The sequence below is a fragment of the Corynebacterium kozikiae genome (assembly GCF_024580965.1).
In the GTDB taxonomy this organism is placed as follows: Bacteria; Actinomycetota; Actinomycetes; order Mycobacteriales; family Mycobacteriaceae; genus Corynebacterium; species Corynebacterium kozikiae.
In genome coordinates, this window is the sequence record NZ_JANIKJ010000012.1 from 24,795 (window position 1) to 49,452 (window position 24,658).

The 24,658-nt window shown below is 57.6% G+C and carries 26 protein-coding genes; 15 read left to right on the top strand and 11 right to left on the bottom strand.

Annotation, left to right across the window (positions count from 1 at the left end; translation table 11 throughout):
- Positions 1–64 precede the first annotated feature (64 nt).
- From NQ018_RS08045 to groL, 7 genes are all read right to left on the bottom strand, one after another.
- A complete protein-coding gene (locus tag NQ018_RS08045; RefSeq protein WP_257060235.1) occupies positions 65–1,624 on the bottom strand; it encodes a hypothetical protein in 1,560 nt (519 codons plus the stop codon).
- 107 nt (positions 1,625–1,731) lie between these two features.
- The gene (gene ppk2 / locus NQ018_RS08050) at positions 1,732–2,628 is read right to left on the bottom strand and encodes a polyphosphate kinase 2 (RefSeq protein ID WP_257038189.1); all 897 of its coding nucleotides are present in this window, start codon (positions 2,626–2,628) and stop codon (positions 1,732–1,734) included.
- A 185-nt stretch (positions 2,629–2,813) separates the two neighbouring features.
- Positions 2,814–3,410 carry an RloB family protein gene (locus NQ018_RS08055; protein ID WP_257060237.1) on the bottom strand — a complete coding sequence of 199 codons (597 nt, stop codon included), beginning with the start codon at positions 3,408–3,410 and terminating at the stop codon, positions 2,814–2,816.
- A 15-nt stretch (positions 3,411–3,425) separates the two neighbouring features.
- Entirely contained in the window at positions 3,426–4,721 is a 1,296-nt protein-coding gene (locus tag NQ018_RS08060) for an AAA family ATPase (RefSeq protein ID WP_257060239.1), read from the bottom strand.
- A gap of 231 nt (positions 4,722–4,952) precedes the next feature.
- Positions 4,953–5,114, bottom strand: coding sequence for a hypothetical protein (locus NQ018_RS08065; protein ID WP_257060240.1), 162 nt, complete (start codon positions 5,112–5,114; stop codon positions 4,953–4,955).
- A 50-nt stretch (positions 5,115–5,164) separates the two neighbouring features.
- Positions 5,165–5,332, bottom strand: coding sequence for a hypothetical protein (locus NQ018_RS08070; RefSeq protein ID WP_257060241.1), 168 nt, complete (start codon positions 5,330–5,332; stop codon positions 5,165–5,167).
- A 506-nt stretch (positions 5,333–5,838) separates the two neighbouring features.
- Complete coding sequence (gene groL, locus NQ018_RS08075) at positions 5,839–7,479, bottom strand: chaperonin GroEL (RefSeq protein WP_257038192.1); 1,641 nt, start codon at positions 7,477–7,479, stop codon at positions 5,839–5,841.
- Positions 7,480–7,672: 193 nt separating this feature from the next.
- Here groL and NQ018_RS08080 point away from each other — a divergent pair, with 193 nt between their 5' ends.
- The 10 genes from NQ018_RS08080 to NQ018_RS08125 all read left to right on the top strand — a co-directional run bounded on the left by NQ018_RS08080 (position 7,673) and on the right by NQ018_RS08125 (position 18,124).
- Positions 7,673–9,061, top strand: a complete 1,389-nt coding sequence (locus NQ018_RS08080) for a dipeptidase (RefSeq protein WP_257060242.1) — start codon at positions 7,673–7,675, stop codon at positions 9,059–9,061.
- Between the two features lie 189 nt (positions 9,062–9,250).
- Entirely contained in the window at positions 9,251–9,688 is a 438-nt protein-coding gene (locus NQ018_RS08085) for an acetyl-CoA acetyltransferase (protein WP_257060243.1), read from the top strand.
- Between the two features lie 33 nt (positions 9,689–9,721).
- On the top strand, positions 9,722–12,550 hold the full coding sequence (locus NQ018_RS08090; RefSeq protein WP_257060244.1) for a Na+/H+ antiporter subunit A: 2,829 nt from the start codon (positions 9,722–9,724) through the stop codon (positions 12,548–12,550).
- Positions 12,544–13,026 (top strand): Na(+)/H(+) antiporter subunit C, encoded by a 483-nt coding sequence (locus NQ018_RS08095; RefSeq protein WP_257038196.1) that lies wholly within the window; start codon positions 12,544–12,546, stop codon positions 13,024–13,026. Before NQ018_RS08090 ends, NQ018_RS08095 begins: the two co-directional genes overlap by 7 nt.
- On the top strand, positions 13,026–14,669 hold the full coding sequence (locus tag NQ018_RS08100) for a Na+/H+ antiporter subunit D (RefSeq protein WP_257060245.1): 1,644 nt from the start codon (positions 13,026–13,028) through the stop codon (positions 14,667–14,669). Before NQ018_RS08095 ends, NQ018_RS08100 begins: the two co-directional genes overlap by 1 nt.
- On the top strand, positions 14,666–15,130 hold the full coding sequence (locus tag NQ018_RS08105; RefSeq protein ID WP_257053520.1) for a Na+/H+ antiporter subunit E: 465 nt from the start codon (positions 14,666–14,668) through the stop codon (positions 15,128–15,130). The genes NQ018_RS08100 and NQ018_RS08105 overlap by 4 nt, the downstream gene beginning before the upstream one ends.
- Positions 15,130–15,396, top strand: coding sequence for a monovalent cation/H+ antiporter complex subunit F (locus tag NQ018_RS08110; protein ID WP_257038199.1), 267 nt, complete (start codon positions 15,130–15,132; stop codon positions 15,394–15,396). The genes NQ018_RS08105 and NQ018_RS08110 overlap by 1 nt, the downstream gene beginning before the upstream one ends.
- Positions 15,393–15,743, top strand: a complete 351-nt coding sequence (locus NQ018_RS08115; protein ID WP_257038200.1) for a monovalent cation/H(+) antiporter subunit G — start codon at positions 15,393–15,395, stop codon at positions 15,741–15,743. Before NQ018_RS08110 ends, NQ018_RS08115 begins: the two co-directional genes overlap by 4 nt.
- Positions 15,743–16,924 (top strand): glycosyltransferase 87 family protein, encoded by a 1,182-nt coding sequence (locus NQ018_RS08120; protein ID WP_257060247.1) that lies wholly within the window; start codon positions 15,743–15,745, stop codon positions 16,922–16,924. Before NQ018_RS08115 ends, NQ018_RS08120 begins: the two co-directional genes overlap by 1 nt.
- Positions 16,925–17,020: 96 nt before the next feature.
- Entirely contained in the window at positions 17,021–18,124 is a 1,104-nt protein-coding gene (locus NQ018_RS08125; protein ID WP_257060248.1) for an HNH endonuclease signature motif containing protein, read from the top strand.
- Here the strand turns inward: NQ018_RS08125 and NQ018_RS08130 are convergent.
- Genes NQ018_RS08130 through NQ018_RS08140 form a run of 3 tightly spaced genes read right to left on the bottom strand, consistent with a single transcriptional unit; the run spans position 18,117 to position 19,853 of the window.
- Positions 18,117–19,214 carry a glutamate--cysteine ligase gene (locus tag NQ018_RS08130; RefSeq protein WP_257060249.1) on the bottom strand — a complete coding sequence of 366 codons (1,098 nt, stop codon included), beginning with the start codon at positions 19,212–19,214 and terminating at the stop codon, positions 18,117–18,119. The genes NQ018_RS08125 and NQ018_RS08130 overlap by 8 nt on opposite strands.
- Entirely contained in the window at positions 19,211–19,645 is a 435-nt protein-coding gene (locus tag NQ018_RS08135; protein ID WP_257038204.1) for a LytR C-terminal domain-containing protein, read from the bottom strand. Before NQ018_RS08135 ends, NQ018_RS08130 begins: the two co-directional genes overlap by 4 nt.
- Positions 19,638–19,853: a DUF3263 domain-containing protein gene (locus NQ018_RS08140; RefSeq protein WP_257038205.1), complete on the bottom strand. Its 216-nt coding sequence runs from the start codon at positions 19,851–19,853 to the stop codon at positions 19,638–19,640. Before NQ018_RS08140 ends, NQ018_RS08135 begins: the two co-directional genes overlap by 8 nt.
- 16 nt (positions 19,854–19,869) lie before the next feature.
- On the opposite strand from NQ018_RS08140, the gene NQ018_RS08145 reads away from it, so the two are divergent.
- The 5 genes from NQ018_RS08145 to NQ018_RS08165 are packed head-to-tail and all read left to right on the top strand — an operon-like array spanning position 19,870 to position 24,267.
- Positions 19,870–20,409 (top strand): peptide deformylase, encoded by a 540-nt coding sequence (locus tag NQ018_RS08145; protein WP_257053547.1) that lies wholly within the window; start codon positions 19,870–19,872, stop codon positions 20,407–20,409.
- Positions 20,400–21,272, top strand: a complete 873-nt coding sequence (locus NQ018_RS08150; RefSeq protein ID WP_257060250.1) for an N-acetylglutamate synthase, CG3035 family — start codon at positions 20,400–20,402, stop codon at positions 21,270–21,272. Before NQ018_RS08145 ends, NQ018_RS08150 begins: the two co-directional genes overlap by 10 nt.
- A gap of 10 nt (positions 21,273–21,282) precedes the next feature.
- Positions 21,283–21,975: an exodeoxyribonuclease III gene (locus NQ018_RS08155; RefSeq protein WP_257060251.1), complete on the top strand. Its 693-nt coding sequence runs from the start codon at positions 21,283–21,285 to the stop codon at positions 21,973–21,975.
- Positions 21,959–23,374 carry a cardiolipin synthase gene (cls, locus tag NQ018_RS08160; protein ID WP_257060277.1) on the top strand — a complete coding sequence of 472 codons (1,416 nt, stop codon included), beginning with the start codon at positions 21,959–21,961 and terminating at the stop codon, positions 23,372–23,374. Before NQ018_RS08155 ends, cls begins: the two co-directional genes overlap by 17 nt.
- Complete coding sequence (locus NQ018_RS08165; RefSeq protein WP_257060252.1) at positions 23,371–24,267, top strand: Na/Pi cotransporter family protein; 897 nt, start codon at positions 23,371–23,373, stop codon at positions 24,265–24,267. Before cls ends, NQ018_RS08165 begins: the two co-directional genes overlap by 4 nt.
- Here NQ018_RS08165 and NQ018_RS08170 read toward each other — a convergent pair.
- Positions 24,200–24,655 (bottom strand): NUDIX domain-containing protein, encoded by a 456-nt coding sequence (locus NQ018_RS08170; protein WP_257060253.1) that lies wholly within the window; start codon positions 24,653–24,655, stop codon positions 24,200–24,202. The two genes, NQ018_RS08165 and NQ018_RS08170, sit on opposite strands and share 68 nt — an antisense overlap.
- Positions 24,656–24,658: the final 3 nt, after the last annotated feature.

A 24,658-nucleotide genomic window follows, 5' to 3' on the forward strand; every position in this document is an offset into this window, starting at 1 on the left:
GGCACCAGACAATTCTGGGGGGGATTGTCTGGTGCCGCTTTTGGAGGATAGCTTCCTGGCCGCACTACTTGCGTCGGCGCAACATGAGTGCCGATCCGAGAATTACGGCGATGACTGCAATGGCAGTGATGGCGGCAATTCCTGCCACACCTGTGTTGGCAAGCACTCGCTGTTGAGGTTTCGCTTTGGGCACCACATTTGCAGTAGTGGTGGTTGGCTGCACGCTCTTGAGCTGTGAGGCCTGCGGCTGGGGAGTTGGCGTACCCGTGGGGTGTGCGCTCGAACCGCTACCATTCCATGGAATTGGCACTGGGATGATCAGCGGCCCGGATTCTTCTGCAACAGTAATTGTTGCGTCATCAATTGCAATGACGTTGCCGTCTGCATCTCTTACCACCACGAGTACGGAGACGGAATCGCCTGCTTCTGCGTCTGGCGCCGCAGTGACCGTGAGCTGGTGAGTAACACCATCAAATGCCAGTGTCCAGCCATTGGCAGCGGCTTCATCAGGGTCTGCAAACTGGGCACTCAGAACCTCCGCACCTGCAGGAAGCGCCATTCCCACGTTACCAACGGTGACAGACTCACCCGCGCGCACTGTTGCATCCGGCCAATTAGGCAGCAACTCGTTGGATTCCGCAAAAGCTGGTGCAGTTACTTGGATTTGGAAAGGGTCTCCGATGTTCACCGGCACACCAGGATCGCCCTCGCGTGGAGCCGCGACCAACTGCACGGTGACTCCAATTTCTTCGCTCAGTGCTTTTGGCAAATTGGCGTACACCTTGCCGTTTTCATCAATGAACACCTCCGCATCCTCCACTGGCACTCCATCGAGGAGCACGCTGCCGGTGATCCTGGCTGCGTCTTTAGGAGAAGCTACGTTTACCTGCACGCCAAGATCTCGATTATTTCCTGCAGGAACGGAGGTGGCGTTGCTGTAGTCATAGGAAAGGGGTTGGCAGCGGTCGTTTTCTGAGGTGATGGGCTTGTAGGTCACATCAACGGTGCTTTGAACACTGATGTCTCCGGCGGCGCTGCCGGAAGGGGTGTAAATGTGCCACATGGATGCGTTGGCATCTGCAGCGCCCCAACCCCTTCCCTTGGCGTTGAAGGCGCCGAGGTTGATGGTTACTGGCCCGCCATCTTGGAAGGATGCTGGGGGTTCAATCACTCGGGTCACAGGTACTGTACTGATGATTTCTGGGTCAGTTTTAGGAACAACCGCATCCATTGTGTAGGTGCCAGATGGGCCATCAACCTGGAAGGTGATGTTTGCGTCCAAGACTTCACGCCCAGAGACTTGGTAGGCGCGAACCCAAGGACGGAACGTAAAGGAATTGTTCGCGGCACTCTTGTAATTTTGGATGCCAATAGACATCTGGCCGGAAATACCCTTGTTCTGTTGAGCCCCATTTGAGTCCTGATCCACTGAAGTGGATACAGAGGCCTTGCATTGGCCTTGTGAGCCAGGCGGTGGAGAAACTACCTGGGCAGCGGCCTTTGTGTTGAGCGCCGGTGCGTCTTCCATTGGTTGAGCGTGCGCAACTGGATGGAAGAGACTCACTGCTAACGCAGAGGTTGCAAGCATCGCTGCGCCTGAGCGAAGGTTCGGTGTTGGGGACATGGTGATCCTTAAGAACTAGAGTGATGGTGCCGCTATTGTTCTACACTCATTGACCCCTGAGCAGGCACTAAAAAAGAATGCCCCCTAGACGGGGGCATTTTCTCAGGCTAATCACCGATTTGGTCGCGGCCGCGCATCACAATTTGCGGGTCGGGGACACCCACCACCTCGTGATCCTTGTTGGTGTACTCAAACTTGCTCAAGATGTAGCGCATCGCGTTGATGCGGGCGCGCTTTTTATCGTTTGAGCGGATGGTGATCCACGGGGATTCGTCGGTATCCGTGTAGCGGAACTGCTCTTCCTTGGCGCGGGTGTAATCGTCCCAGCGGTCCAGTGAGGCCAGGTCCATTGGGGAGAGCTTCCACTGGCGCACGGGGTCCACCTGGCGGATGGCAAAGCGGGTGCGCTGCTCCTTTTGGGACACGGAGAACCAAAACTTCGTGAGTGAGATGCCGGAACCCATAATCATGTTTTCCAACATGGGCACCTCACGCAGGAACTCGGCGTGCTGCGACTCCGTGCAGAAACCCATCACGCGCTCCACGCCGGAACGGTTGTACCAGGAGCGGTCAAAGAACACGATCTCACCCGCAGATGGGAAGTGCTGGATGTAACGCTGGAAGTACCAAGAAGTGGATTCCCGTGGCGAAGGCTTTTCCAAAGCAACGGTACGGGCACCACGAGGGTTGAGGTGCTCGTTGAAGCGCTTGATGGTGCCGCCCTTGCCTGCTGCGTCGCGCCCCTCAAACAGGATGATGTGGCGCTGGCCCGTATCCTTGGTCCAGTTTTGCCACTTCAACAGTTCAATTTGAAGCGCGCGCTTGGTGTGCTCGTACTCCTCGCGAGTCATCCGCTCCTGGTAAGGATAGTTTTCCCGCCAGGTTTCAATCGGCTCGCCGTTCGGCTTGAGCAGGACGGGATCGTCCTCATCGGAGTCATCGACAATGTACCCCTCGGTTGCCGCTAGGTCGATGATTGGGAGGTCATTTTCATTGTCAGCCATGAGTCAATTTTAGCCCTTTGCAGCAACCTTGGCGCAGCAGTGGGAAACATTTTCTCCCCCTGTGAGTGTGAAGGTGACTGCGGAGGCGTTGCAAAAGTTTTTGTGACTGGTGTGGCGGGTGGTGTTTTCCTATGTCCCCGAAGCAACGTGGTGGACATGCATAGGAGTTGTCACCTAAACCTCTACTATCGAGAAGTGAGCAATTCAACCAACAATGGAACTGCGGAGCTGTTGGGACTCCCGATCTCATCAAACCCGATTTCTTTACAGTTCTCAGTTGCCACAGCATGCTTTTCGATTGGAAAGGTATGTTCCAAGTGTTTCGGCTTTGCCTTATTGACTGCACCTAACTCCACCAGGCGATCCTGAAGCTGACCTCGAGACAGATGCTTATTTTTCACGTCCTCAAAGTGCGCCAACAACCACACTTCAAAGCACTCATTGGAAACCACAATCCGGTATTGGGTTTGCTTCGTCGAAAGCCTCGTGGCCATCGCAAATGCCTTTGCAAATTGCGCCTGAGTAGTTTCGTCGCAATCGACAACGATGAAGACGTATGAATAGGAATCACCGCCGCCACGCCTGCTACCCCGTTGAAGTTCATCCAGGATGGTCTCAGGCGACTCGGGTGAAGGCGTAATTTTGACGTGAGGTATTCGATGATGTTGCCTTAGCCTTGAAAAGTAATGCTTTTCCGTCTTCTCCCCCTGACAGATGATGAGAACAGGAAGCTTCTCTTTGCGGCTCCTTGCCGCCCCTCGCCTTTTGCTACTCTTGCCCATCGCCGTTCCCCCAGCCTAATCCAGTTTGTAGTCCGAACGAAGTTCATCAAGAATCTCAACAAAATCGCCCGAAGCCGGCAAAGGCACCGCACCATAACGGCCTTGAAGGTAGCGCTTCTCGATGTTGTGGGCTTCCCGAACGGGGAACTCATCAAGCGCAAACAATTCTGAGTAAGAATCAGCCTTCTCAACAAACCATACTTCCCCGCGATCCAATGGGGAGTCAGGATGATTCCCAAGCAACGTGAGGTCGTGACTACTGAAAAGCAACTGCGCACCTCTTGTATTCAGATGTGGATCAGCAAAAAATTCAACTAGCTCCCGAACTAGCAACGGGTGCAAAGATCCATCGATCTCATCCACAGACAGGACACCGCCAAAGGTAAGCGCAAAAAGCGCAGGAATGGCAAGATCTAACCACGCTTTGGTTCCGTAGGACTCCTCATGTTCAGGCAGCGAAAACCCACCTGCACCACTGCCATGGTGAAAAACAAGGTGCCGGGCTAGAGCCTCCAGTTCTTCACCATCTAGGTGCACCTGATCTTCTGCAGTATCCTCGTTGACTCTTGCGTAGATTTTCTTCACATCTTCAGGCGCGTGTTTCGCAATGCCCACATCTTGGATCCCGACGTCCGCTACCATCACTACTTTTCGCAAGATGCTAAGCCACTTACGATTCGACTGAGCCATTTCAACCAACCACTGGTGACGGGCAGTTTGATCTTTATCGCTTGAAAGGATCAGCGGAAAAAATGTCCTCCACCAATCAATCGCACCACTGTAAGTGCCAGGCGACTTCACGGTCCGCCAAGCGGATAGCGTCAACGCCCAAGGGCGGAGAAACTGCGAAATATTCTCTTTTCCCGCAATCGGCAGGCCTATCTCATTTCCAAAGCTAATTTCACTCCGACGCCGCACAAACACTTTCCTCCAGTGCGCAACCGGACTTGCAAACAATGATTCTTCAACAACCCCTTCGTCATCAAGAATAAGGTTCCAGCGATAACGAATATCGTCACTCACATACTCGAGTTCAAATTGCGTCGGTTCCTCGATATGCCCTAAATGCGGATCCCTCAGCCTCTTCGTGAGCTCTGGACGAAGGAGGGAATGCTTGACCGCCTGATTCAAGAGTCCCATTGAAAGAAGGAAGTTAGACTTTCCTGCAGCGTTTGGTCCAAATAGCGCCGCCCTGCGCCAAGTGCTCTCTTGCCATGTAGACCCAGCTTTAGGGTGCTTCGTTGTAAACCCCCGCCGCTGCAGGTCGAGCACAGCTTCATCCCTAAAAGAACGAAAATTACTGATAGCCATAGAGAGCAACATGACCCAACAGTAGCCCAAATCTACTAAATCTGCATAAATTATGCAGAAATTGCCCCAACTCACAAATACCAAAGGTATGGCCGAACGCTCAGACACAAGACCTAATCACGAGCCCCTTACCAGCAGGTCTACCTTCGGGGCACAAACAAAGCGAAAACCCGCCTAGACGATGCCTAGGCGGGCCACTGCAAGATCGTTCGACGATCCCCTACCGGCTAATTACTTACCGGCGGAGAAAACAGTCTCCACAACGGAAGAACCGAAGTAAGGGAGGGACTCAACGATTGCAACCACGTGGTGGATTGCGCTGTAACCGTTGATGAAGTCACCGAGGCGGGAGAGGCCGAGAACGATGTTGTTGAGGATCTGAGTGAAGTCCATGTTATCTCCTTGAAAGAGTGAAATTTATGGCGATCTAGAGGGAATCTAGATTACTTGCCGCCGAGTACGTTAGGAACAGCCTGCTGGCCGGTGAACTCGAGAACGGTGTTGAAGAGAGCAGCGAAGCCCTTGGAAGCGTCGGCGAAGACCTTGCCCAGGTCGTTCTCCCACCAGAAGGAGAAGAGTCCGTGGAAAGAGTTGTACAGATCAGAAGACATAAGTACTCCTAGAAGTAAGTTCTCGGCGCGAGGCCAAGAGTGGACCGGAATCCCACCGAGTTTCTATTGGCTCGCGCCTCATCTCAGTGGCTCGATTAGGAACACTAACACCGTCTGCAAGCGTTCGCTAGTCAATTCGCCAAAGATTGCCCCACACCTTGAGTGTGGCCTACGCCACTGTAACAAGCGAACTCACAGCCGTTTTCAGCAAAACCCAAGGATATCGTTACTGATTCGCAACCCGTTCAGTCCGCAAAAATGCAGCAATAACCCCGTATTAGGGTAAGAAAAATTTTTAGAAAAATATCTTTACCAGTGCCCCACAGGCCTCAATTTTCACAAAATCCACGTCCAATAGGCTCTTAGGTGCCGCTCAGGCAATGCCAGCGGCAATCGTTTGCACAATCGGCGCTAGACACGCCGTGCTCAATCCACTATTGGGAACAACACATATGGCATGAGAAAAGCCGCCCAGGGGCTCCCCTAGGCGGCTCGCAGCGTAGAGCTTAGAAGCCCATGCCACCCATCTCATCAGCGCCTGGCATTGCAGGAGCTGCTGGTTCTGGCTTGTCAGCCACCACTGCCTCGGTGGTGAGGAACAGCGCAGCAATGGAGGCCGCGTTCTGCAGCGCAGAGCGGGTTACCTTCACTGGGTCATTGATGCCCGCAGCCATGAGGTCCACGTACTCGCCGGTAGCGGCGTTGAGGCCCTGTCCGGTTGGCAGGTTGGAAACCTTGTCTGCAACCACGCCTGGCTCCAGGCCAGCGTTGTGGGCAATCTGCTTGAGTGGCGCAGAAAGTGCCTCGCGCACGATCTTCACGCCGGTTGCCTCGTCGCCGGTGAGGTCCAGGTCATTTTCCAGCACGGTTGCAGCCTGCAGCAGGGCTACACCACCGCCAGCCACAATGCCTTCCTCAACCGCAGCCTTGGCGTTGCGCACGGCGTCCTCAATGCGGTGCTTGCGCTCCTTCAGCTCCACCTCAGTTGCTGCACCAACCTTGATCACGGCAACGCCGCCGGCCAGCTTTGCAAGGCGCTCCTGCAGCTTCTCGCGGTCGTACTCAGAGTCAGAGTTCTCAATCTCCGCACGGATCTGGTTCACGCGGCCCTCAATCTGAGCCTGGTCGCCTGCACCCTCAACAATGGTGGTGTCGTCCTTAGTCACCACAACCTTGCGCGCGCGGCCCAGCAGCGGCAGATCAGCGGTCTCCAGGGAGAGGCCAACCTCTTCTGCGATAACCTGGCCGCCAGTGAGGATTGCGATGTCCTGGAGCTGTGCCTTGCGGCGGTCACCAAAGCCTGGTGCCTTCACTGCTACAGACTTGAAGGTGCCGCGGATCTTGTTCACCACGAGGGTAGAAAGGGCCTCGCCCTCCACGTCCTCAGCCACGATCAGAAGTGGCTTGCCGGACTGCATAACCTTCTCCAGCAGCGGCAGCAGTTCCTTGATGTTGGAGATCTTGCCGGACACCAGCAGGATGTATGGGTCTTCCAGCACCGCCTCAAGGCGCTCCATGTCCGTTGCAAAGTAGCCGGAGATGTAGCCCTTATCAAAGCGCATACCCTCGGTGACCTCAAGGTCCACACCAAAGGTGTTGGACTCCTCAACGGTGATCACGGATTCCTTGTTCAGCTTGCCGCCACCCACGGCGTACATTGCCTTTGCAATCTGTGCGCCGATCGCTGGGTCCGCAGCGGAGATGCCGGCGGTAGCGGCGATCTCTTCCTCAGTCTCCACTTCCTTTGCGGAAGCCAGCAGGTTTTCGGTGACCTTTGCAACCGCCTGCTCGATGCCGCGCTTAATGCCCATTGGGTTGGAACCCGCTGCAACGTTGCGCAGACCCTCGCGCACCAGCGCCTGAGCCAGCACTGTGGCGGTGGTGGTGCCGTCGCCGGCTACGTCGTCAGTCTTCTTTGCAACTTCCTTGACCAGCTCAGCGCCGATCTTCTCGTATGGATCTTCCAGCTCGATCTCTCGGGCGATGGACACACCATCGTTGGTGATGGTTGGCGCGCCCCAGCTCTTCTCCAGAACCACGTTGCGGCCCTTGGGGCCCAGGGTTACCTTCACGGCGTCTGCCAGGGTGTTCAGGCCCTTTTCGAGGCCGCGGCGTGCTTCCTCATCGAAGGCGATGATCTTAGCCATAAGTTTCGTACTCCTTATATATATTGAGACGACACTCACGTCCATGTGTTCCAAGTAGGCGCCCGCGACGGCACGGGAAGGCTGAGTGTGGTCCTACCCTCACCCACTTCTGGCACTCCATCTATGCAAGTGCTAATCCCGTTTTAGCAGTCAGGGGTGGCGAGTGCAAGGCACAGGAGTACGCTGGGAAGGCATGGATACTGTTATATCTGATTCCGTTTCACGCATCCGCCCCCTCGTTGAGGCGCAACGCAGCCAGATTTTCACCGACCTCGCGGAGATCACCTCCTTCCACTCAGTACATTCCACTGAGCAAGACGCCGCGGATCACGCACAGGCCGCCGCCTGGGTGAAGCAGGCGCTGGCCTCAGTTGGCCTAGAGGTCACTGAGCTGCCCTCGATCATCGGCACCAACACGCCAACGTTCATTGGCACCAAGGCTGCCGAGCCGGGCCAGCCAACGGTGCTGTTGTACTCCCACTACGACGTGGTTCCCGCTGGCGATCCTGCCGCCTGGATCACGCCCGCGAATGAGCTCACTGAGCGCGAGGGCCGCTGGTACGCCCGCGGCGCCGCAGACTGCAAGGGCAACCTCGTGATGCACCTCGCCGCCCTCCGCACCGTCGCTGAGCTCGGCGGCACGGGCGTCGGTATCAAATTCCTGGTCGAAGGTTCGGAGGAGCAGGGCGGCGCGGAGCTTTCCGCGCTCATCAAGGCCCAGCCCGAGCTCTTCCAGGCAGACATGATCCTGATCGCAGACTCTGGCAATCAGCAGGTGGGCGTGCCGACGCTGACAACGTCGCTACGGGGCGGCGCTCAGCTCAGCGTCACCGTGGACACGCTGCACGCGGCCGTACACTCGGGCTCCTTCGGCGGCGCCGCTCCCGACGCCGTAGCCGCACTGGTTCGTATCCTCGACTCCCTGCGCGACGAGCACGGCCGCACCCAAATTGACGGCGTGGACACCATGGCCAAATGGCCAGGCGTGAGCTACCCGCGGGAGATGTTCCGCAAAGACGCCGGCATCCGTGATGGAGTGGACATCATGGGCACCAATGAGGACGATCCGGCAGACATGGTGTGGGCGCGCCCTGCCATCAGCATCACCGGCTTCACCTCCACCCCCGTTGAGCAGGCCGTAAACGCCGTGCCACCAACCGCCACCGCGCGCCTCAACCTGCGCGTGCCTGCCGGAATGGACGCCAGCGAGGTGGCCGCCAAGTTGGCCGAGCACCTGCGCACTCACGCCCCATGGAATGTACAGCTCACCGTTGATATTGAAGACGTAAACGCCCCCTTTGCCTCCAAGCTAGACGGCCCAGGCGTTGCGCTGTTTGATTCCTGCCTGGCCGCAGCCTACGGCAAACAAGAAACCGTGAAGCAGGGTTCCGGCGGCTCCATTCCGCTGTGCGCCGAGCTGCTGGAGGTTGCGCCCCAAGCGGAACTTGTGCTCTTTGGCGTGGAGGACCCACTGGCCGTGATCCACTCCCCCAATGAGTCCGTGGATCCAAACGAGATCCGGGACATCGCCGTGGCCGAGGCCGCCTTCCTGCTGCAATACGGGACACCCCCAAAAGTGTGACACAGCTTGCACCCTGATGTGACGGGGATTACTGTTTGCATTTGTGATGAACCTTAGCGCCGTACCAGTAGCCCGAGTGCCTTGGGCTACGTACTCGGCGGTGGGAACCGGCTCCCCACGTACCGGGAAGTAGTCGGTAACACCCCAGCAACACGGAGTCGGCTCCACCACCAACTAAGGACCACTTCAATGCAAGCTCTGATCGCCATCACAGACCCCTTCTTTGCCCGCTTTGGCCGCAACCTCCCCAAAGGTTTGGCGGAAGAAGCCGCCGGCATGCAATGGCGCACCTTCATGGCAACCTATGCACCAGCCGCCAGCGTGCGCGTCCAAATCCACTCAGAACAAAAGCTCCCCGGCTTCCACAACGCCTACCACGCAACCGTTTCCGGCGTTGAGCACACCATCATCGCCTCCGGCCCAGTCTCCGCCTGCACTCACTTGCTTGCCGATGCCGGCCGGCGCGTAGAGATCCTCAAGTTCCACCAGTGCGAAATCTTTGAGGCAACCGTGACGTTCATCTACGCCTGCCACAACAACACCAAGAAATGGGCCGTTGGTTTTGGTGGCAGCAATGCGCAATCTGTGGCCGCAGCCCTCAGCGCCGCCGGTGAACGACTCAGGTAGGCTAGGTGTGTCCCGAAATGAGTAAGGAAGAACTTGGTGCTTTTGCTGCTGCTGCTCGCTGCTGCCTCAATCGCGGCACCCGTGCTCGTGAAAATTCTTGGCCGCCCCGCCTTTGGCCTGCTCTCCCTTGTCCCGCTCGGCGGATTACTTTGGATCCTGCGTGAGTTTGCGCGAGGGACGTTTGCAGACGGAGGCGCCCTCACCGCCCATTATGAATGGATGCCCCAGGCGCATCTCAACCTCACCCTACGCCTGGACTCCCTAGCAGCCCTGTTTAGTGTGATCATTTTGGGCGTCGGCACGCTTGTCCTTCTGTATTGCTGGGGCTATTTTGATTCAGCCCCGCGCCGCCTGCGCTTTTTCGCCGGGCAGATGGTGGGCTTTGCGTTTGCCATGTACGGCCTGGTGATCAGCGACAACCTCCTGCTCATGTACGTTTTCTGGGAAATCACCTCCGTGCTTTCCTTCATGCTGGTGGGCTACTACGGCGAGCGCGCCTCCTCCCGCCGCAGCGCCACACAAGCGCTCATGATTACTGCACTTGGCGGCCTAGTAATGCTGGTGGGCATCGTTCTCCTCGGCACCCAAACCGGCGTGTGGCAGCTTTCCGACATTCCAAATGCCCAGCTCGAAGGCGTACCGTACATCTCCGCCGCGATGGTGCTCATCCTCGCCGGTGCACTCTCCAAATCCGCCATCGCCCCCGCACACTTCTGGCTGCCTGGTGCGATGGCCGCCCCCACCCCAGTTTCCGCCTACCTGCACTCCGCGGCGATGGTGAAGGCCGGAATCTACCTGGTGGCCCGCCTCTCCCCCGACTTCAACTTTGCCCCCGCATGGCACCTGGTCATCTTGCCGCTGGGTGTGGTTACGATGCTGATGGCGGGGTGGATGTCACTGCGCCAAAACGACCTCAAGCTGGTCCTGGCATACGGCACCGTAAGCCAATTGGGCTTCATCATGACGCTCGTGGGGATCGGCTCACGGGACGCCATGCTGGCCGGCCTTGCGCTCACATTCGCCCACTCACTATTCAAGGCGTGCCTGTTCATGGTGGTGGGCCTCATCGACCACGCCTCCGGAACCCGCGACCTGCGCAAACTCTCCGGCCTCGGGCGCAAGGAGCCATTGCTGTTCGTGCTCGCCCTGATCGCAGGAGCTTCCATGGCCGGCATCCCGCCGCTGTTCGGCTTTGTGGCAAAGGAAACTGCACTGGACGCTGTACTGCACGAAGAACTTTTGGTGGGCCTGCCTGGACAGATACTGCTGGTGGGGCTTGTCCTGGGCTCCGTGCTCACCATGGCCTACACCCTGCGTTTTCTCTACGCCTTCGGCGGCAAGGAACCCAGTGAAGCCGTTGCAGGGATGCACAAAATTACCGCCCTACAATACTTCTCACCTGCAGTTCTTGCCTTGCTTACCGTGGTTTTTGGCATTGCACCTGTTGGCCTGGACTTCCTCATCACCACCCATGTGGAAGGTGCCCATCTGGAGCTCTGGCACGGCTTCACCATTCCGCTGCTCCTCTCCGCAATTATCATCGTCGCAGGTAGCATCATGCATTGGCAGCGCACCCAAATTGCCAAGCTCCACAACGGCACCCCGGCGCTCGGCGACGCAAACGTGGCCTACGACTCCGTCCTCGACTTCCTCCGCGCCCTCTCCCTCCGCCTCACCGCCTCCACCCAACGCGGCTCCCTGGTGATCAACCTCGGCATCATCTTCGCGGTGCTCACCGTTCTCCCGCTGGTCACGCTCCTGCTCGGGGAGCGTAACGACGTCCGCATGCAACTCTGGGACAATCCCACCCAAGCAGTTGTGGCATTCGTTGCAATCGCCGTGGCCATTGCAGCCACGGTGCAGTCAAACCGCCTGTCCGCCCTCATCCTCGTGGGCATCACCGGCTACGCCATGGCAATGATCTTTGCCCTTCAAGGCGCACCGGACCTGGCGCTCACCCAACTCCTCGTAGACACCGCCACCGTTGTGGTCTTCATGCTGGTTATGCGCCGTTTCCCAGCCGAAACCCAATGGAAGCAAGACCCCAAATCCAACCGCTTCCGCGCCTGGCTCTCCATCGCCGTTGGCCTCTCCGTGATGATCCTCACCGTGTTCGCCATCAACGCCCGAACCACGGAACCCATCGCAGTGAAGATCCCCGACCTCGCATACGAAATCGGCCACGGCGCCAACGCCGTCAACGTCCTGCTGGTGGACATCCGCGCCTGGGACACCTTCGGCGAGATCACCGTCCTCATCATCGCCGCCATCGGAATCGCCTCCTTGGTCTTCCGCACCCGCGACTTCCACCGCGCCTCCCGACGCCCCACCGTCACCTCCGGGCGCCGCTGGCTGGCCGCGCGCAACGACTCCGAGAAGATGCGCAACCGCTCCATCATGGTGGACGTTGTCACCCGCATGCTCTTCCCCACCATGATCGTGCTCTCCATCTACTTCTTCTTCGCAGGCCACAACGCCCCTGGTGGCGGCTTCGCCGGAGGTCTCGTCGCAGCACTGGCCCTCACCCTGCGCTACCTCGCCGGGGGTCCCGACGAACTTGAGGAGGCACTGCCCGTGGACCCGTCGAAACTGCTCGGCCTTGGCCTACTCGCTTCAGCAGCCGCCGCCGTATGGCCGATGCTGCTGGGCTACCCGCCTCTCACCTCCTTCGTGTGGGACATCGGCAGCGTCCACATTGCCAGCGCCCTGCTCTTTGACCTTGGCGTGTACCTCATCGTGGTGGGACTTGTACTGTCCATCCTCCACTCCCTCGGCGGCCAGTTGGACAAGGACGAGGAGATGCGTAAGCAACGCGCCCGCGACCGTGCCCGCAAGATGCGTCAGAAGGTGAAGCAATGGTAGTAAACTTCTCCCTCCTTCTCATGGCCGGCGTACTCATTTCCGCCGGCGTGTACCTTGTCCTTGACCGCGCAATGACCAAAATGATGATGGGCTTGCTCCTGCTCGGGAACGGCGTGAACCTCATCCTCCTCATGGCCGGTGGTTCCCCAGGCAGCCCACCAATCAAGTACCGCGACTCCGAAATCTACGGCGAACAAGTTGCGGACCCTCTTGCTCAAGGCATGATCCTCACCGCAATCGTTATCTCCATGGCCTTGACTGGCTTCATCCTGGCTCTCGCCTACCGCGCATACCGATACCGCACCGAGGACATCATCGAAGACGACACCGAGGATGCAGCAGTCGCAGCGCGCCCACCTGTCGCCTCCGCAGCCCCAGACCACGACGCCTCCGACGACCCCACCACCGGCCGGCTCACAGACCGCGGCGACTCCTTCGGCCCAAAGTCATTTGAAGCCCCAGTGAGCGAGGATTGATGTTTACCCTCCTACTTCCCCTTCCGATCATTGCGCCTGCGATCGCCGCAGCGTTGTCGCTGGCGTTCGCTCGCTACCCAAGAACTCAGCGTTGGGTTGCACTTGGCACGCTGTTTTTCATGATCGTCCTTTCTGCCTACATGGTGTACTACGTGGACCAGGAAGGCATCCAAACCATCCAGATCGGCGGTTGGGACGGCCCCATTGGAATCACACTGGTAGCGGACCGCCTCTCCACACTGATGCTTCTGGTTTCCGCGATGGTGCTGTTCTGCGTGTTCTGGTACGCCATCGGCCAAGGTGTGCGCGACGGCTCTAAAGACGAACCCGTGGCCGTCTTCCTGCCTTCCTACCTGCTGCTTTCCATGGGCGTAAACCTTTCCTTCCTGGCCGGGGACCTCTTCAACTTGTATGTGGGCTTCGAGGTTTTCCTCGTTGCGTCCTACGTTCTCCTCACACTCTCTGCCTCCGCTGCCCGTGTGCGCGCAGGTGTTGGCTATGTGATGGTTTCCATGGCCTCCTCTGTTGTGTTCCTGATCGGCATCGCACTGGTGTACGCCGCCGTGGGCACGCTGAACTTGGCGCAGATCTCCGAACGCATGGGGCAATCCGGCATCCACACCGCAATCTTCGCCGTCCTACTCATCGCATTCGGCATCAAAGCCGCCGTCTTCCCTCTGGACAGTTGGCTCCCAGACTCCTACCCCACCGCCCCCTCCCTGGTCACCGCCGTGTTCGCCGGTTTGCTCACCAAGGTGGGCGTGTACTCCATCATCCGCATGCGCTCCGTTGTGTTCACCGACGGCACCCTGGACACCCTCCTCATGTGGGTGGCCCTCAGCACGATGCTGGTGGGCATCCTCGGCGCAATGGCCCAAAACGACATCAAACGTCTCCTTTCCTTTACGCTCGTGAGCCATATCGGCTACATGATCCTCGGCGTCTCCCTTGGCACCGAACAAGGGCTTTCCGGCGCGATCTTCTACGCCGTTCACCACATCCTTGTGCAAACTGCCCTCTTCCTCGTGGTCGGACTCATTGAACGCCAAGCCGGAAGCTCCTCGTTGCGCCGCCTCGGCTCCCTGGCGCGCAGCTTCCCCATCCTCGGCCTGCTCTACATCATTCCCGCACTTAACCTGGGCGGAATCCCGCCTTTCTCCGGCTTCCTGGGCAAGGTCATCCTTGTGGAAGCCGCCGCCGCCAAGGGTGGGGCAATGCCGTGGATCATGGTCGCCGGCGCGATCATCACCTCCCTCCTGACGCTGTACACAATGGTCATGGTCTGGGCCAAAGCCTTCTGGCGCGACCGCAAAGACGCCCCCGAGTCCACCGCCATGGCACGGCCAAGTGTGCTCTATGAAGTCACCGATGAGGTCAAGCTTGAAGAGCGTGACGACGTCGGCAAGGCTCCAACAGGCATGGTCGCGGCCACTGCGGCCCTGGTGATCACCTCCCTTGGTGTCTCGGTGGTTGCCGGGCCGGTTTCTGGCATCACCAGCCGAGCCGCGGCCACAGCCCAAGACATCTCGATCTATCGAACCGCTGTTCTTGGCAACCAAGAACCCGGCCGTACCCTAGAACAAGAACGCCTTGACGACGGCTCGGACACCATCGACCAGCGCCAGACGGAGGGAATCCAATGAAAATCCTTTGGACCATCGTCTTATGGGTGATGCTCATGGGCGAGCTCACCATCGGCAACGTAGTAGCCGGCCTGCTGGTGGGCGTGTTTGTCCACTACGTTCTCCCCTTGCCAAAGCTTCCCATAGGGCAGCTCCGCATCCACGTGGGCTCCCTCATCATCTTGATTGCGCAATGGGCCTGGCAGCTCGTTGTGGCCTCCATTCAGGTTGGCTGGTTGGCGCTGTGGCGGACCCCGCATTCCGCCATCATTAAGGTTCCGATGCGCGTGGAAAGCGAATTCGTATTCACCATTGCCACCTCCCTCTACAACCTGCAGCCCGGTGGAACCGTGACTGACATTGACCTCGCAAACCGCACATGGACTGTTCATTTGTTGGATGCCTCCTCTCACAGCAAGATTGATAAAGCTTTCGCGGAAATTGCCGAATTTGAACGCCGCCTGATCAGGACTTTTGAATAATGTATGAGATTGCGCTAACGATCATCGCCTGCATTTTCAGCGTGGCGTTTATCCTCACCACCTATCGCATCATCGTGGGCCCCAACTCAATGGACCGCCTTCTTGGGCTCGACGCCACCACAGCAATGCTGCAATGTGCCTTTGCCACCTACATTTGTTGGTCGCTCGACACCACCGTGGCAAACGCCATGCTAGTGATCGCTCTGCTTGGTTTCATCTCCACCATCGCGATTTCCCGCTTCCGCAAGAAGGACGGTGCCCGATGACCGATATCATCTCCCTCATCATGCTTTCCATCGGCGCAGTCCTCGTGCTTGCTGCAGCCATTGGACTGAACCGTTTCCCCGATACCCTTTCCCGTATCCACGTAATCACCAAGCCTCAAACCTTGGGGCTTGTGCTCACCGTAGGTGGCGCTGGCATTCGCGTGATCGGCAGCGAAAGTTTCTCCGTTGCCGAGCGTGGTGACCTCGGCATTCTTGTCCTCCTCATTCTCTTTGCTCTAGTGACAAGCCCTGTGACGGCCCAGCGACTGGGGCGATTGGCGCGTCGCGAAGGCTTGTATGGGGAACTTTCCCGCAACGATGAACCTGCCGCCCGAAGGAGGAAATAGTGCTACTCATTTCTAGTCTCTTTGCGTTTTGGGTGCTGCTGCGCGAATCAACCCTCCCGATCAAAGACAGCATCACGCAATGGCTCCCGCCGGACCTTGCTGTGTACGTCCTGGCTGGACGGCAGCTCGCAGACGGTGGCAACCTCTACGACGGTGACTTTGTCCCAGGCCTTCCCTTTACCTATCCACCCTTTGCCGGCACCCTTTTTGCGCAGCTCGCGCCGATGTCAGATGGGATCGTCACTGTGTTCTGGCAAGGCCTGAACTTCATGAGTTTGGTCGCCGTAATTCTGCTGTGCTTCCAGCACCTCGGCAAACGCATCACGCCCACCGTCGCTGCGCTTGGCGTCACTCTTGCTGTTGGCGCGCTCGCGCTTGACCCCGTGCATGGCAGCTTCCACTACGGCCAGATCAACCTCATCCTCATGGCCTTAGTTGCCCTGGATTTCCTCCCCAAGAATCGCTTTGCCGGAATTGGCGTGGGCCTGGCAGCCGGGCTGAAACTCACCCCCGCGTTTTTTGGCATTGTATTCCTGATCAAGCGCCGTTGGACTGCCGCAGCGGTGAGCTTTGGTACGTTCCTGGCTACTGTAGCGATCGGCTATCTGACTGTCCCCGATGCACATAGATTTTGGACCTACGCCATTTTTAACTCCTCTCGTGTTGGCGAACATTCAAATCCTGGTGCCCAATCGATTCGGAGCCTACTCGAACGTACCTTCGACGTCAATAGCACGGCAATTTGGCTGGTCTGTGTACTTATCACACTTGCAGTTGCCGTATGGGCAATCCATCTCAGCGGCAACATGGTGCTCGCGATGGGGTTCGCCGGAATTACCGCCTGCCTCATCTCACCATTCTCCTGGTTCCACCACTGGGTGTGGGTGATTCCGATTGGTGTGTGGCTCATAGTTCGCCTGGACAACCTCCGCGCGAATCTCCCTTGGCCACTAAAACACCTTTCCAGTGTTGGCATTTTTGCAGCTCTCATCCTTTTCCTTTCCCCCTACTCCTCCGCCGTCGCGTGGCGAAGCATGGTGTATTGGAACCACGCCGACGATCCTAGCAACCTCCTCAACCTTCGATTCATCGGCGCCGGTTTCCTATGGATGCTCGGGTATGCCGTAGGAAAAGTTTGTGTGACGCAAGTGAAAAAACGTAAGTCTCATCAGCCACTCTAGTTACATAAACTTTTCCCACCTGCCATTTTCCAGACCCCTTGCCAAATAGCGTTGGCCAACCTACACTTAGGTCAAATGTTCGAATAAGGGGGAATAATGACGCTTGATCCTTTCTACGCGGTCAGCGCTTCTGATGACCAAATAGCAATCGCACAACGAACCGTAAACAAGGTCACCTACGAGCTCTACGCAGCACATTTGGAGGGGGCAGATGATGTAGATCTACCCGCGTTAGCTGTCACAATCGCAACGCGCACGGGGCAATCTCCATACAACGTGCGCAATGCACTGTTTGCCATCTACGAGCTCCGCAACCTGCCAAAACTGCGAGCTTTTGTGGAGGCAACTTGGATCATGGATATTGACCGGATCCGCGGGATAATCGATTGCATGCGGGGCTTATCCAAAGAGTTTTGGGCAGAATTCGACGAACGCATACTCAAAGCGCTACTTCCGCGCTCACCAATGCAAGATTTACCAACAGCCAGAACACTTAAAACCCGAGCTCAGGCCATACGCAAGCGGCTAATGCCAATGAAGGAAGAGAAGGAAGAATCCCTTAACATCAAGATTGATGATTCACGCCCGCTCAGCACCTGCAACATGCGGCTCAAACACGACACAATGCTGCTCTTCCAGCGCACAATCGAATTGATCCAAAAGCGCAAGCATTGCGATGCCCCTACCGCGTTCCGCCACCTCCTGGATGCAAAGGTGAAAATGAACGTCAACCTGCACCTTTACAAGGGCGATGGCACGGTATCCACGGAAGATTCACACTTCTGGGAAGAGGAAATCGCATCCTTGCTGAAGGACGCCACGGTACAGGGTCCTTGCGAAACAGCCCGCGGCACTTACCACTTCTCGCCTCAGCAAAAGGCAGAAATCCGGGGCCGCGACGGCACCTGCCGCTTCCCCGGCTGCGGCCGCTCCGCGCGCAACGCAGACATTGACCACGTGGTCCCCTTCAGCCAAGGCGGCGCGACCAGCATCCACAACGCCCAATCGCTGTGCCGCGAGCATCACATCATGAAAACTCGCCGCATCGTCTCCGCGAGCATTGATCCAGACTCCTTCGCGGTGAAGTGGGTCATGCCCGACGGCTCCACCATCCACACTCACCCCGAAGGTCCCCTAGCCCCAATCCTGCGGAAGAAGACCTACACCCTAAGAAACATGGAGGCGCAATTCTTTAAATAATCTCCATATCCACGGCCTGGACCCAATCCCCAGAGCTTGCAAAACTTGCACGTTGACGCTGGTAAGAAGCCCCTTCATCAATGATACGGAGGACTCCATGCAACTCCTGCACACAACCAAGTTCCCGCGCGATCGGCTCCAACCGGGCAACCCAATCGCGCAGGTCGTCAGTGACCAGGCGCTCGTCGGTTTCACGGCTGGTAATCACAATCGCATCCAAACCATAGCGAGCACCACGCCACTTGTTCTCACGCAGGTGCCAATCCTGCAGCGTGGGCAACGGCTTCCCGGCGGAATACAGCCGGTCAAAATACACAACAAGACAATGGGTGAAAGCTACCGACGCGGCCAGCGCCCCAAGATCAGAGGTGGAGTCCGCGATTCGGACTTCAATCGTGCCCCACTTTCCGGCTGGGCGGATATCGAAGTGCATCTGGCCCACATGGTTGATCACGCCACTGCGGTCCTGGTCCACCATGTACGCTTCAAATTCCTCCCACGTTTGGAATTGGTACGGCAGTCCTGCAGTAGGAAGTTGTTGGTAAAGCATGGTGCGGTTGCTGGCATACCCGGTGTCCATGCCCTCCCAGGCAGGCGAAGACGCCGTAAGCGCCAAGATGTGCGGGTACATGGTGTTCACGGCATTGATGATGGGCCAAACCCGCTGCTTGTCGGAGATACCCACATGAACATGGATACCCCAGATCAGCATTTGGTTTCCCCAGTATTGGGTGCGCGCGATGATCTCGTTGTAATGCCCCTTCTCGCTCAGGGGCTGTTCCCTGAAGTCAGCGAATGGGTGCGAGCCCGAGGCCCAAACCGCAATCCCCAGCTCACTGGCAGCTTCTTTGACGGCCTTGACTGCGGTAGAAAGTTCCGCAACGGCCTCGCCTGCAGTGTTGTGCACACCGGTGACCAGCTCTACGGTGTTCGCCAAGAACTCACGCTCGAGGTGAACTTCCGGGTAATGCTGCTCCACATACGCCACTACATCGGCTGCGCGGGGCACCAAGTCTCGAGTCACCGGATCAATGAGCGCGACCTCCCACTCCACTCCGAGGGTAGGCGCCGGGGAAGGGTGAAAAATCATGGCAAATCCTGAACAAGGACAAGCACCAGTGGATCGCCTTCACGTGGAACGGTTACCGAGCCAGTTTGTTCAGCAAGGCGCTGGGCTGCTTCCTCATTGCCGGGTGCGAAGAAAACGGTGTTTTGGGCAAGGATCTCATCCGAGTAATTGCCGGTCTCCGTAACTTCCCAACCCATTCCGGAAACACGCTCACCGGCAGATGCCGCAAGGCCCTGGATCGTGGAGTTGTTCAAAACCTTCACCCCTGGCGGTGGCGGTGGTGTTTCGGCTGGAGGAGCTACCGCTGTAGTTGTTGTGGTTGTGGTAGTTTCTTGCGCCACAACTTCCTCTTGGGGAGTCCGCATTTGGAACAAGCCCCAGAGCGCCAGAAGGACTGCAACGGCGATGAGGATCATGGCCATGCCGCGCAAGGGAAGGGTTTTTTCAGTCACGTTTGTTCATTCTAGCGTCTCGAAGCCGGCGCAAGCGTGCCGTGAGCAAGGGATAGGCAGCCATGACGTGGGGAACGTCGATAGCGATGTTGAGCGCTTGGTAGTAGCGGACGGGTGAAACGCCAAAGCGCTCGCGGATAGCCTCTTCCTTGTTCCGGTGGGTTTGCTCCTCGAAGGCCAGGAGGTCCAGCAGTTTGTCGCTATCCATGCCTACACTGTAAGCCATGACTATTCGCCCAATCGTCATCTATGGTGACCCAGTGCTGCATACCCCCACGGAGCCCGTGACGGAGGATATTTCTGAACTGATTGCAGACATGTATGAAACCATGGACGCCGCCAACGGCGTGGGCTTGGCCGCCAACCAGGTTGGGGTGAACAAGCGGGTGTTTGTGTATAACTGCCCGGATGATGACGGTGTGATGCATCGCGGCTGCGTAGTGAATCCAACGCTGGAAGTGTCTGAGGAGCAGGAAGAGGAAGAGGAGGGATGTCTGTCGGTGCCCGGCGAGGCATGGCCAACGTGGCGCGCCCACAGGGTGACGTTACGCGGTTACGACGAGCACGGCGCCCCCATTGAGCTGGAGGCATCTGGCTTCCTTGCGCGCTGCTTCCAACATGAGGTGGGGCACCTGGACGGGTATGTGTACACAGATGTGCTGGTTGGCAAGTTCAAGCGGCAGGCCAAGCGGGTGCTGAGGGACCACACTTGGGGCAAGACGTGGATGCCTGGGGTTGACCCGGATCCGTTTGGGTGGGACTGATGTTTAGAAAAGAGCCGGTCCGAGTGGGTGATCGCGTGGTGGTCCGTAGTGATACGGAGGTGATTGGTGTGGTCACTAGCTTGGATCCGCTCACGCTGAATGGTGACATCGTGATCCCTGAGTATCAGGTGATGAAAAAACTTTCGCCGAAAACCGTGATGAACAGGGATATCAGGGCGATTGAGCAGGCTACGGCGAAGGCGTTTCCGGGTGCGTATCAGGAATGGACTAGCGACGGCCAGTGGTTGATGAGGGCCGGGGATGGGATTGCGGAGCGGTCGAATTCGGCGGCGCCGCTGGGGCCGAGTGCGCGGTTTGTGCCGATTCCGTGGGATGAGATTGATGAATTTTATCGTCGGCACAATCTGCCCACCACGTTGTTGATTCCGGAGCGGATTGCGCCGAACCCAAATGTGCCGATGGGTCCTGAGATCATTGTGATGACCCGCAATCTGGAGGATTTGCCGGAACAGGCGGAGGGATTTGAACTGCTGGAGAAGCCTAATCAGCAGTGGTTGGATTTGTACCATTTCCGTGGGCAACCGCTTCCCGCTGACGCGTTGGAGTTGCGCCCGATTGATGGGGAGATGGGATTTGGGCGTCTGGTGAGAGACGGGCAGACGGTGGCGGTGACGAGGGGAACGATCACCGATGGGTATTTGGGTTATTCGGCAGTTGAGGTGGCGGAAAAGTATCGGCGGCAGGGACTGGGGACCGCACTGGGTGTGGAGATGTTGCGCTGGGCCAGGCAGAAAGGAGCGCACACTGCCTATTTGCAGGTGATCGCCGATAATGTGGCGGGAATAGGGCTGTACCACAAGCTAGGGTTTGTGGAACACCATCGGCATCGGTACACACGCTAGACTGCAACTCATGCGCATTGTGAACTGGAACGTCAATTCAATACGGGCGAGGAAGGATCGGGTTGTTGACCTTTTGGATCGCCTGGACGTTGACGTTCTACTGATGCAGGAGACAAAGACGAAGGAGTTCCCGCCGCTTGAGGGGTATGAGGTGGCGCATTGGGGGCTGAACCAGTGGAATGGGGTGGCTATTGCGTCGAGGGTCGGGTTGGAAGATGTGCGCCAGGGGTTTGCCAACCAGCCCTCCTTCAACGGCCTAGAGGCGCGTGCGATCTCAGCCACCTGCGGCGGTGTGCGCGTCGAAAGTGTGTATGTTCCCAACGGAAGGGAGATTGCGCACCCGCACTATGACTACAAGCTGCGCTTTTTATATGCGTTGAAGGGCAGCGATGCGGATGTGATTGGTGGGGATTTCAATGTGGCGCCGCTGGATCGGCATGTGTGGGACATCAATGCCTTTGCGGGTGAGACGCATGTGACGGAGCCGGAGAGGCAGGCGTTTGAGGCGTTGTTGGAGAAGTGGAAGGTGGCCAGCCCTTGGGAGGGATTTAGTTTTTGGGATTATCGGGCGGGACGGTATGAACGCAATGAAGGGATGTTGATCGATTTCCAGCTTTCCAATTTGGAGGTTGAGCGAGCATTCATTGATGGGGAGCGGTCTTCGGATCACGCGCCGGTAGTGGTGGATTACCGTGGACCTTAGCTCATGGCAGGCAATCGGCCTGATTATCGACTACACAATCAAAATCGCCGCGATCGGATTCGTACCGGAAGGCCGCAGGCCAAGCTCATCGACGGCGTGGCTGCTAGCCATTTTGCTGCTCCCGTTCGTGGGGTTGCCGCTGTTCTTGCTGATGGGTTCGCCGTGGATTAACAGGCGGCGGCACCGCATTCAGGATGAAGCCAACCAGCGGATCAAAGAGCTGGGTGTTGATGTGCCGGACTCCGTGGCAATGAATGAGGAGATTGACTCGATTATTCGGCTGAACAGGAACCTCACGGGGATGCCGGCGGTGTCTGGGGAAACGCATGGCTACTACCCGGATTACAAAGAGTCGATTGAGCGAATGGCGCAGGTAGTAGACGGTGCCAAAAAGTATGTCCACGTGGAGATCTATATTGTTTCTTGGGATGACACAACGGATGTGTTCTTCCAAGCGCTGGCTCGGGCGGTCAAGCGTGGCGTGAAGGTGCGTTTGCTGTTTGACCAGGTTGGCTCGTGGAAATACAAGGGCTATTTGAAGCTGGGGAGGAGGCTCACTGAGATTGGGGTGGATTGGCAGCTCATGTTGCCGCTGAAGCCGTGGCGCCGCCGTTTCCGTAGGCCGGATCTGCGTAATCACCGGAAGATGGTGATTGTGGACGGCAAGCGTGGGTTTATTGGGTCGCAGAACATGATTGAGCCGTCATATGGGAATAAGGGGCGGAATTGGGTTGATGTGATGTTTGAGTTCTCTGGGCCCATTGTGACCTCCATGAACCTGGTGTTCGCGGTGGATTGGTTGCTTGAGAGCGGGGAGACGGTCCCGTTTGAGCTTTCGGAAGTCCATGGCGAGGACCTGTTGCAGTTGGTGCCTTCGGGTCCGGGGTATCACGCGGAGCCGAATCTGCGGATGTTTAACTCAGTGATTCACCACGCCAAGGAGCGGCTGGTGATGTGCAGTCCGTATTTTATTCCGGATGAGTCGATGATGGAGGCGGTGACGTCGGCATGCTTTAGGGGCGTAAAGGTGGAGCTGCTGGTGAGTGAGCAGGCGGACCAGTTTATGGTGAACCATGCGCAGACGTCGTACTATCAGGCGCTGTTGGAGGCGGGGGTGAAAATTCACAGGTATAAGAAGCCGGCAGTGTTGCACAGCAAGTTTTTGCTGGCAGATGAGATTGGGATACTTGGGTCTTCCAATATGGATATGCGTTCATTTGGTTTGAACTATGAAGTAACGCTGATGGCCACGCATAAGAAGGTGATTGCGCAGTTGGAGGAATTGGCGCAGGGGTATAAGGAGAATTCGATTGAGCTCACGTTGGAGGAGTGGAATGAGCGTTCCTTTGGGCGCCGCTACTTGGATAACGTGATGCGATTGACTTCGGCGCTGCAATGACCGCGCTCACGAGGTTTGGCAAGCTCGCCGTGATGGGTGCGGGCTGCTTGGCAATCGCTATGGGCATTTTCCTCATTACGCACTCGTTTGCACTGCCGGAGGTAGAAGAGGGATTTGCGCTGGGGATGCTCGCAACGGCGGTGATGCAGTCGTCGATGGTGGTGTCCATGCTGTTGGTGACCAGCAATATTGACCCGGAGGTGGCTGTCGCAGGGATTCTGGGGGCCAACCTTGGCACCACAATGACCCCCTTGGTGGCTGCGCATTTCCTCCCTAAGGACAAGGGCGCCATGGAAGTGGCCAGCCTGCATTTCTGGTTCAACGCGCTCGGCGTGCTCACGCTGGGCCCCATTGAGCTGCTGTTTCACCCGCTGGAAAAGCTCACGATTTCCCTCAGGACCGACTTCGCACCGCCGCTCCTCGCGGGTGAGTTTGAGTGGTGGAAGCTCCTCTTGGGGATCACGCTTATTGCTGGTGGCATGAGGTGGGTCCGCAGGTTTGCTATTAGCACTCAGGGTGATACGTCTGGGCTGGTCGCGGGGGTGCTGGTCACGTTAGTAATGAGGCACAGCAGCGCTACCGTGATCACCACGGCGGCAATGAATGCAAGTAACAGGCTCACCATCATTCTGGGCGCGAACATCGCCACTACCTTAAGCGCTGTGCTGCTGGCGCTGAACATGGGCGTAGGCATGCAGGTGGCGTTCACTCACCTGCTGTTCAACCTGCTGGGCGTGATGTTGGTGCTGCTCTTCCCTCCGATCCGCTCGCTGCTTGAGGGGCTGGCAACAAGGACGGCCAAGCTCGCGGTGAAGAGCCCACCAGTCACGCTTCTGGTGATTGCCCTGGTGTGGTTGGCGCTACCAGCCGCTGTAATTCAGGCCAGGCCTTAGCGAACGCCTCCAAGAGGGGGTAGCTCGCAACGTCCTCCACCGCAACCCACTTGAGCTCCAAAGATTCCTCATTAGCAACGGTTTCCAACAAGTGGTCAGCCACAGCAATCACAGTGGTGTATGTCCACGATCCATGCACGGCCGTCACCCGTTCCCCCACCACGCGGAAGTCGCGGACCTGAGCCTCCTCATAGGCCTCACGGCGGGCAGCTTCAACGGCGGTCTCGCCAAACTCCAGTGCACCACCAGGAAGCGCCCACGTACCGCCATCCGCGGTCCAGGCTGCGCGGTGTTGCAGGAGCACGTGACCGTCGGCAACCAAGAGCAGACCTGCTGCACCATATTTTCCCCAGCGCTTTTTCCCGTCTGGACCAACTACCCAATTCATTGA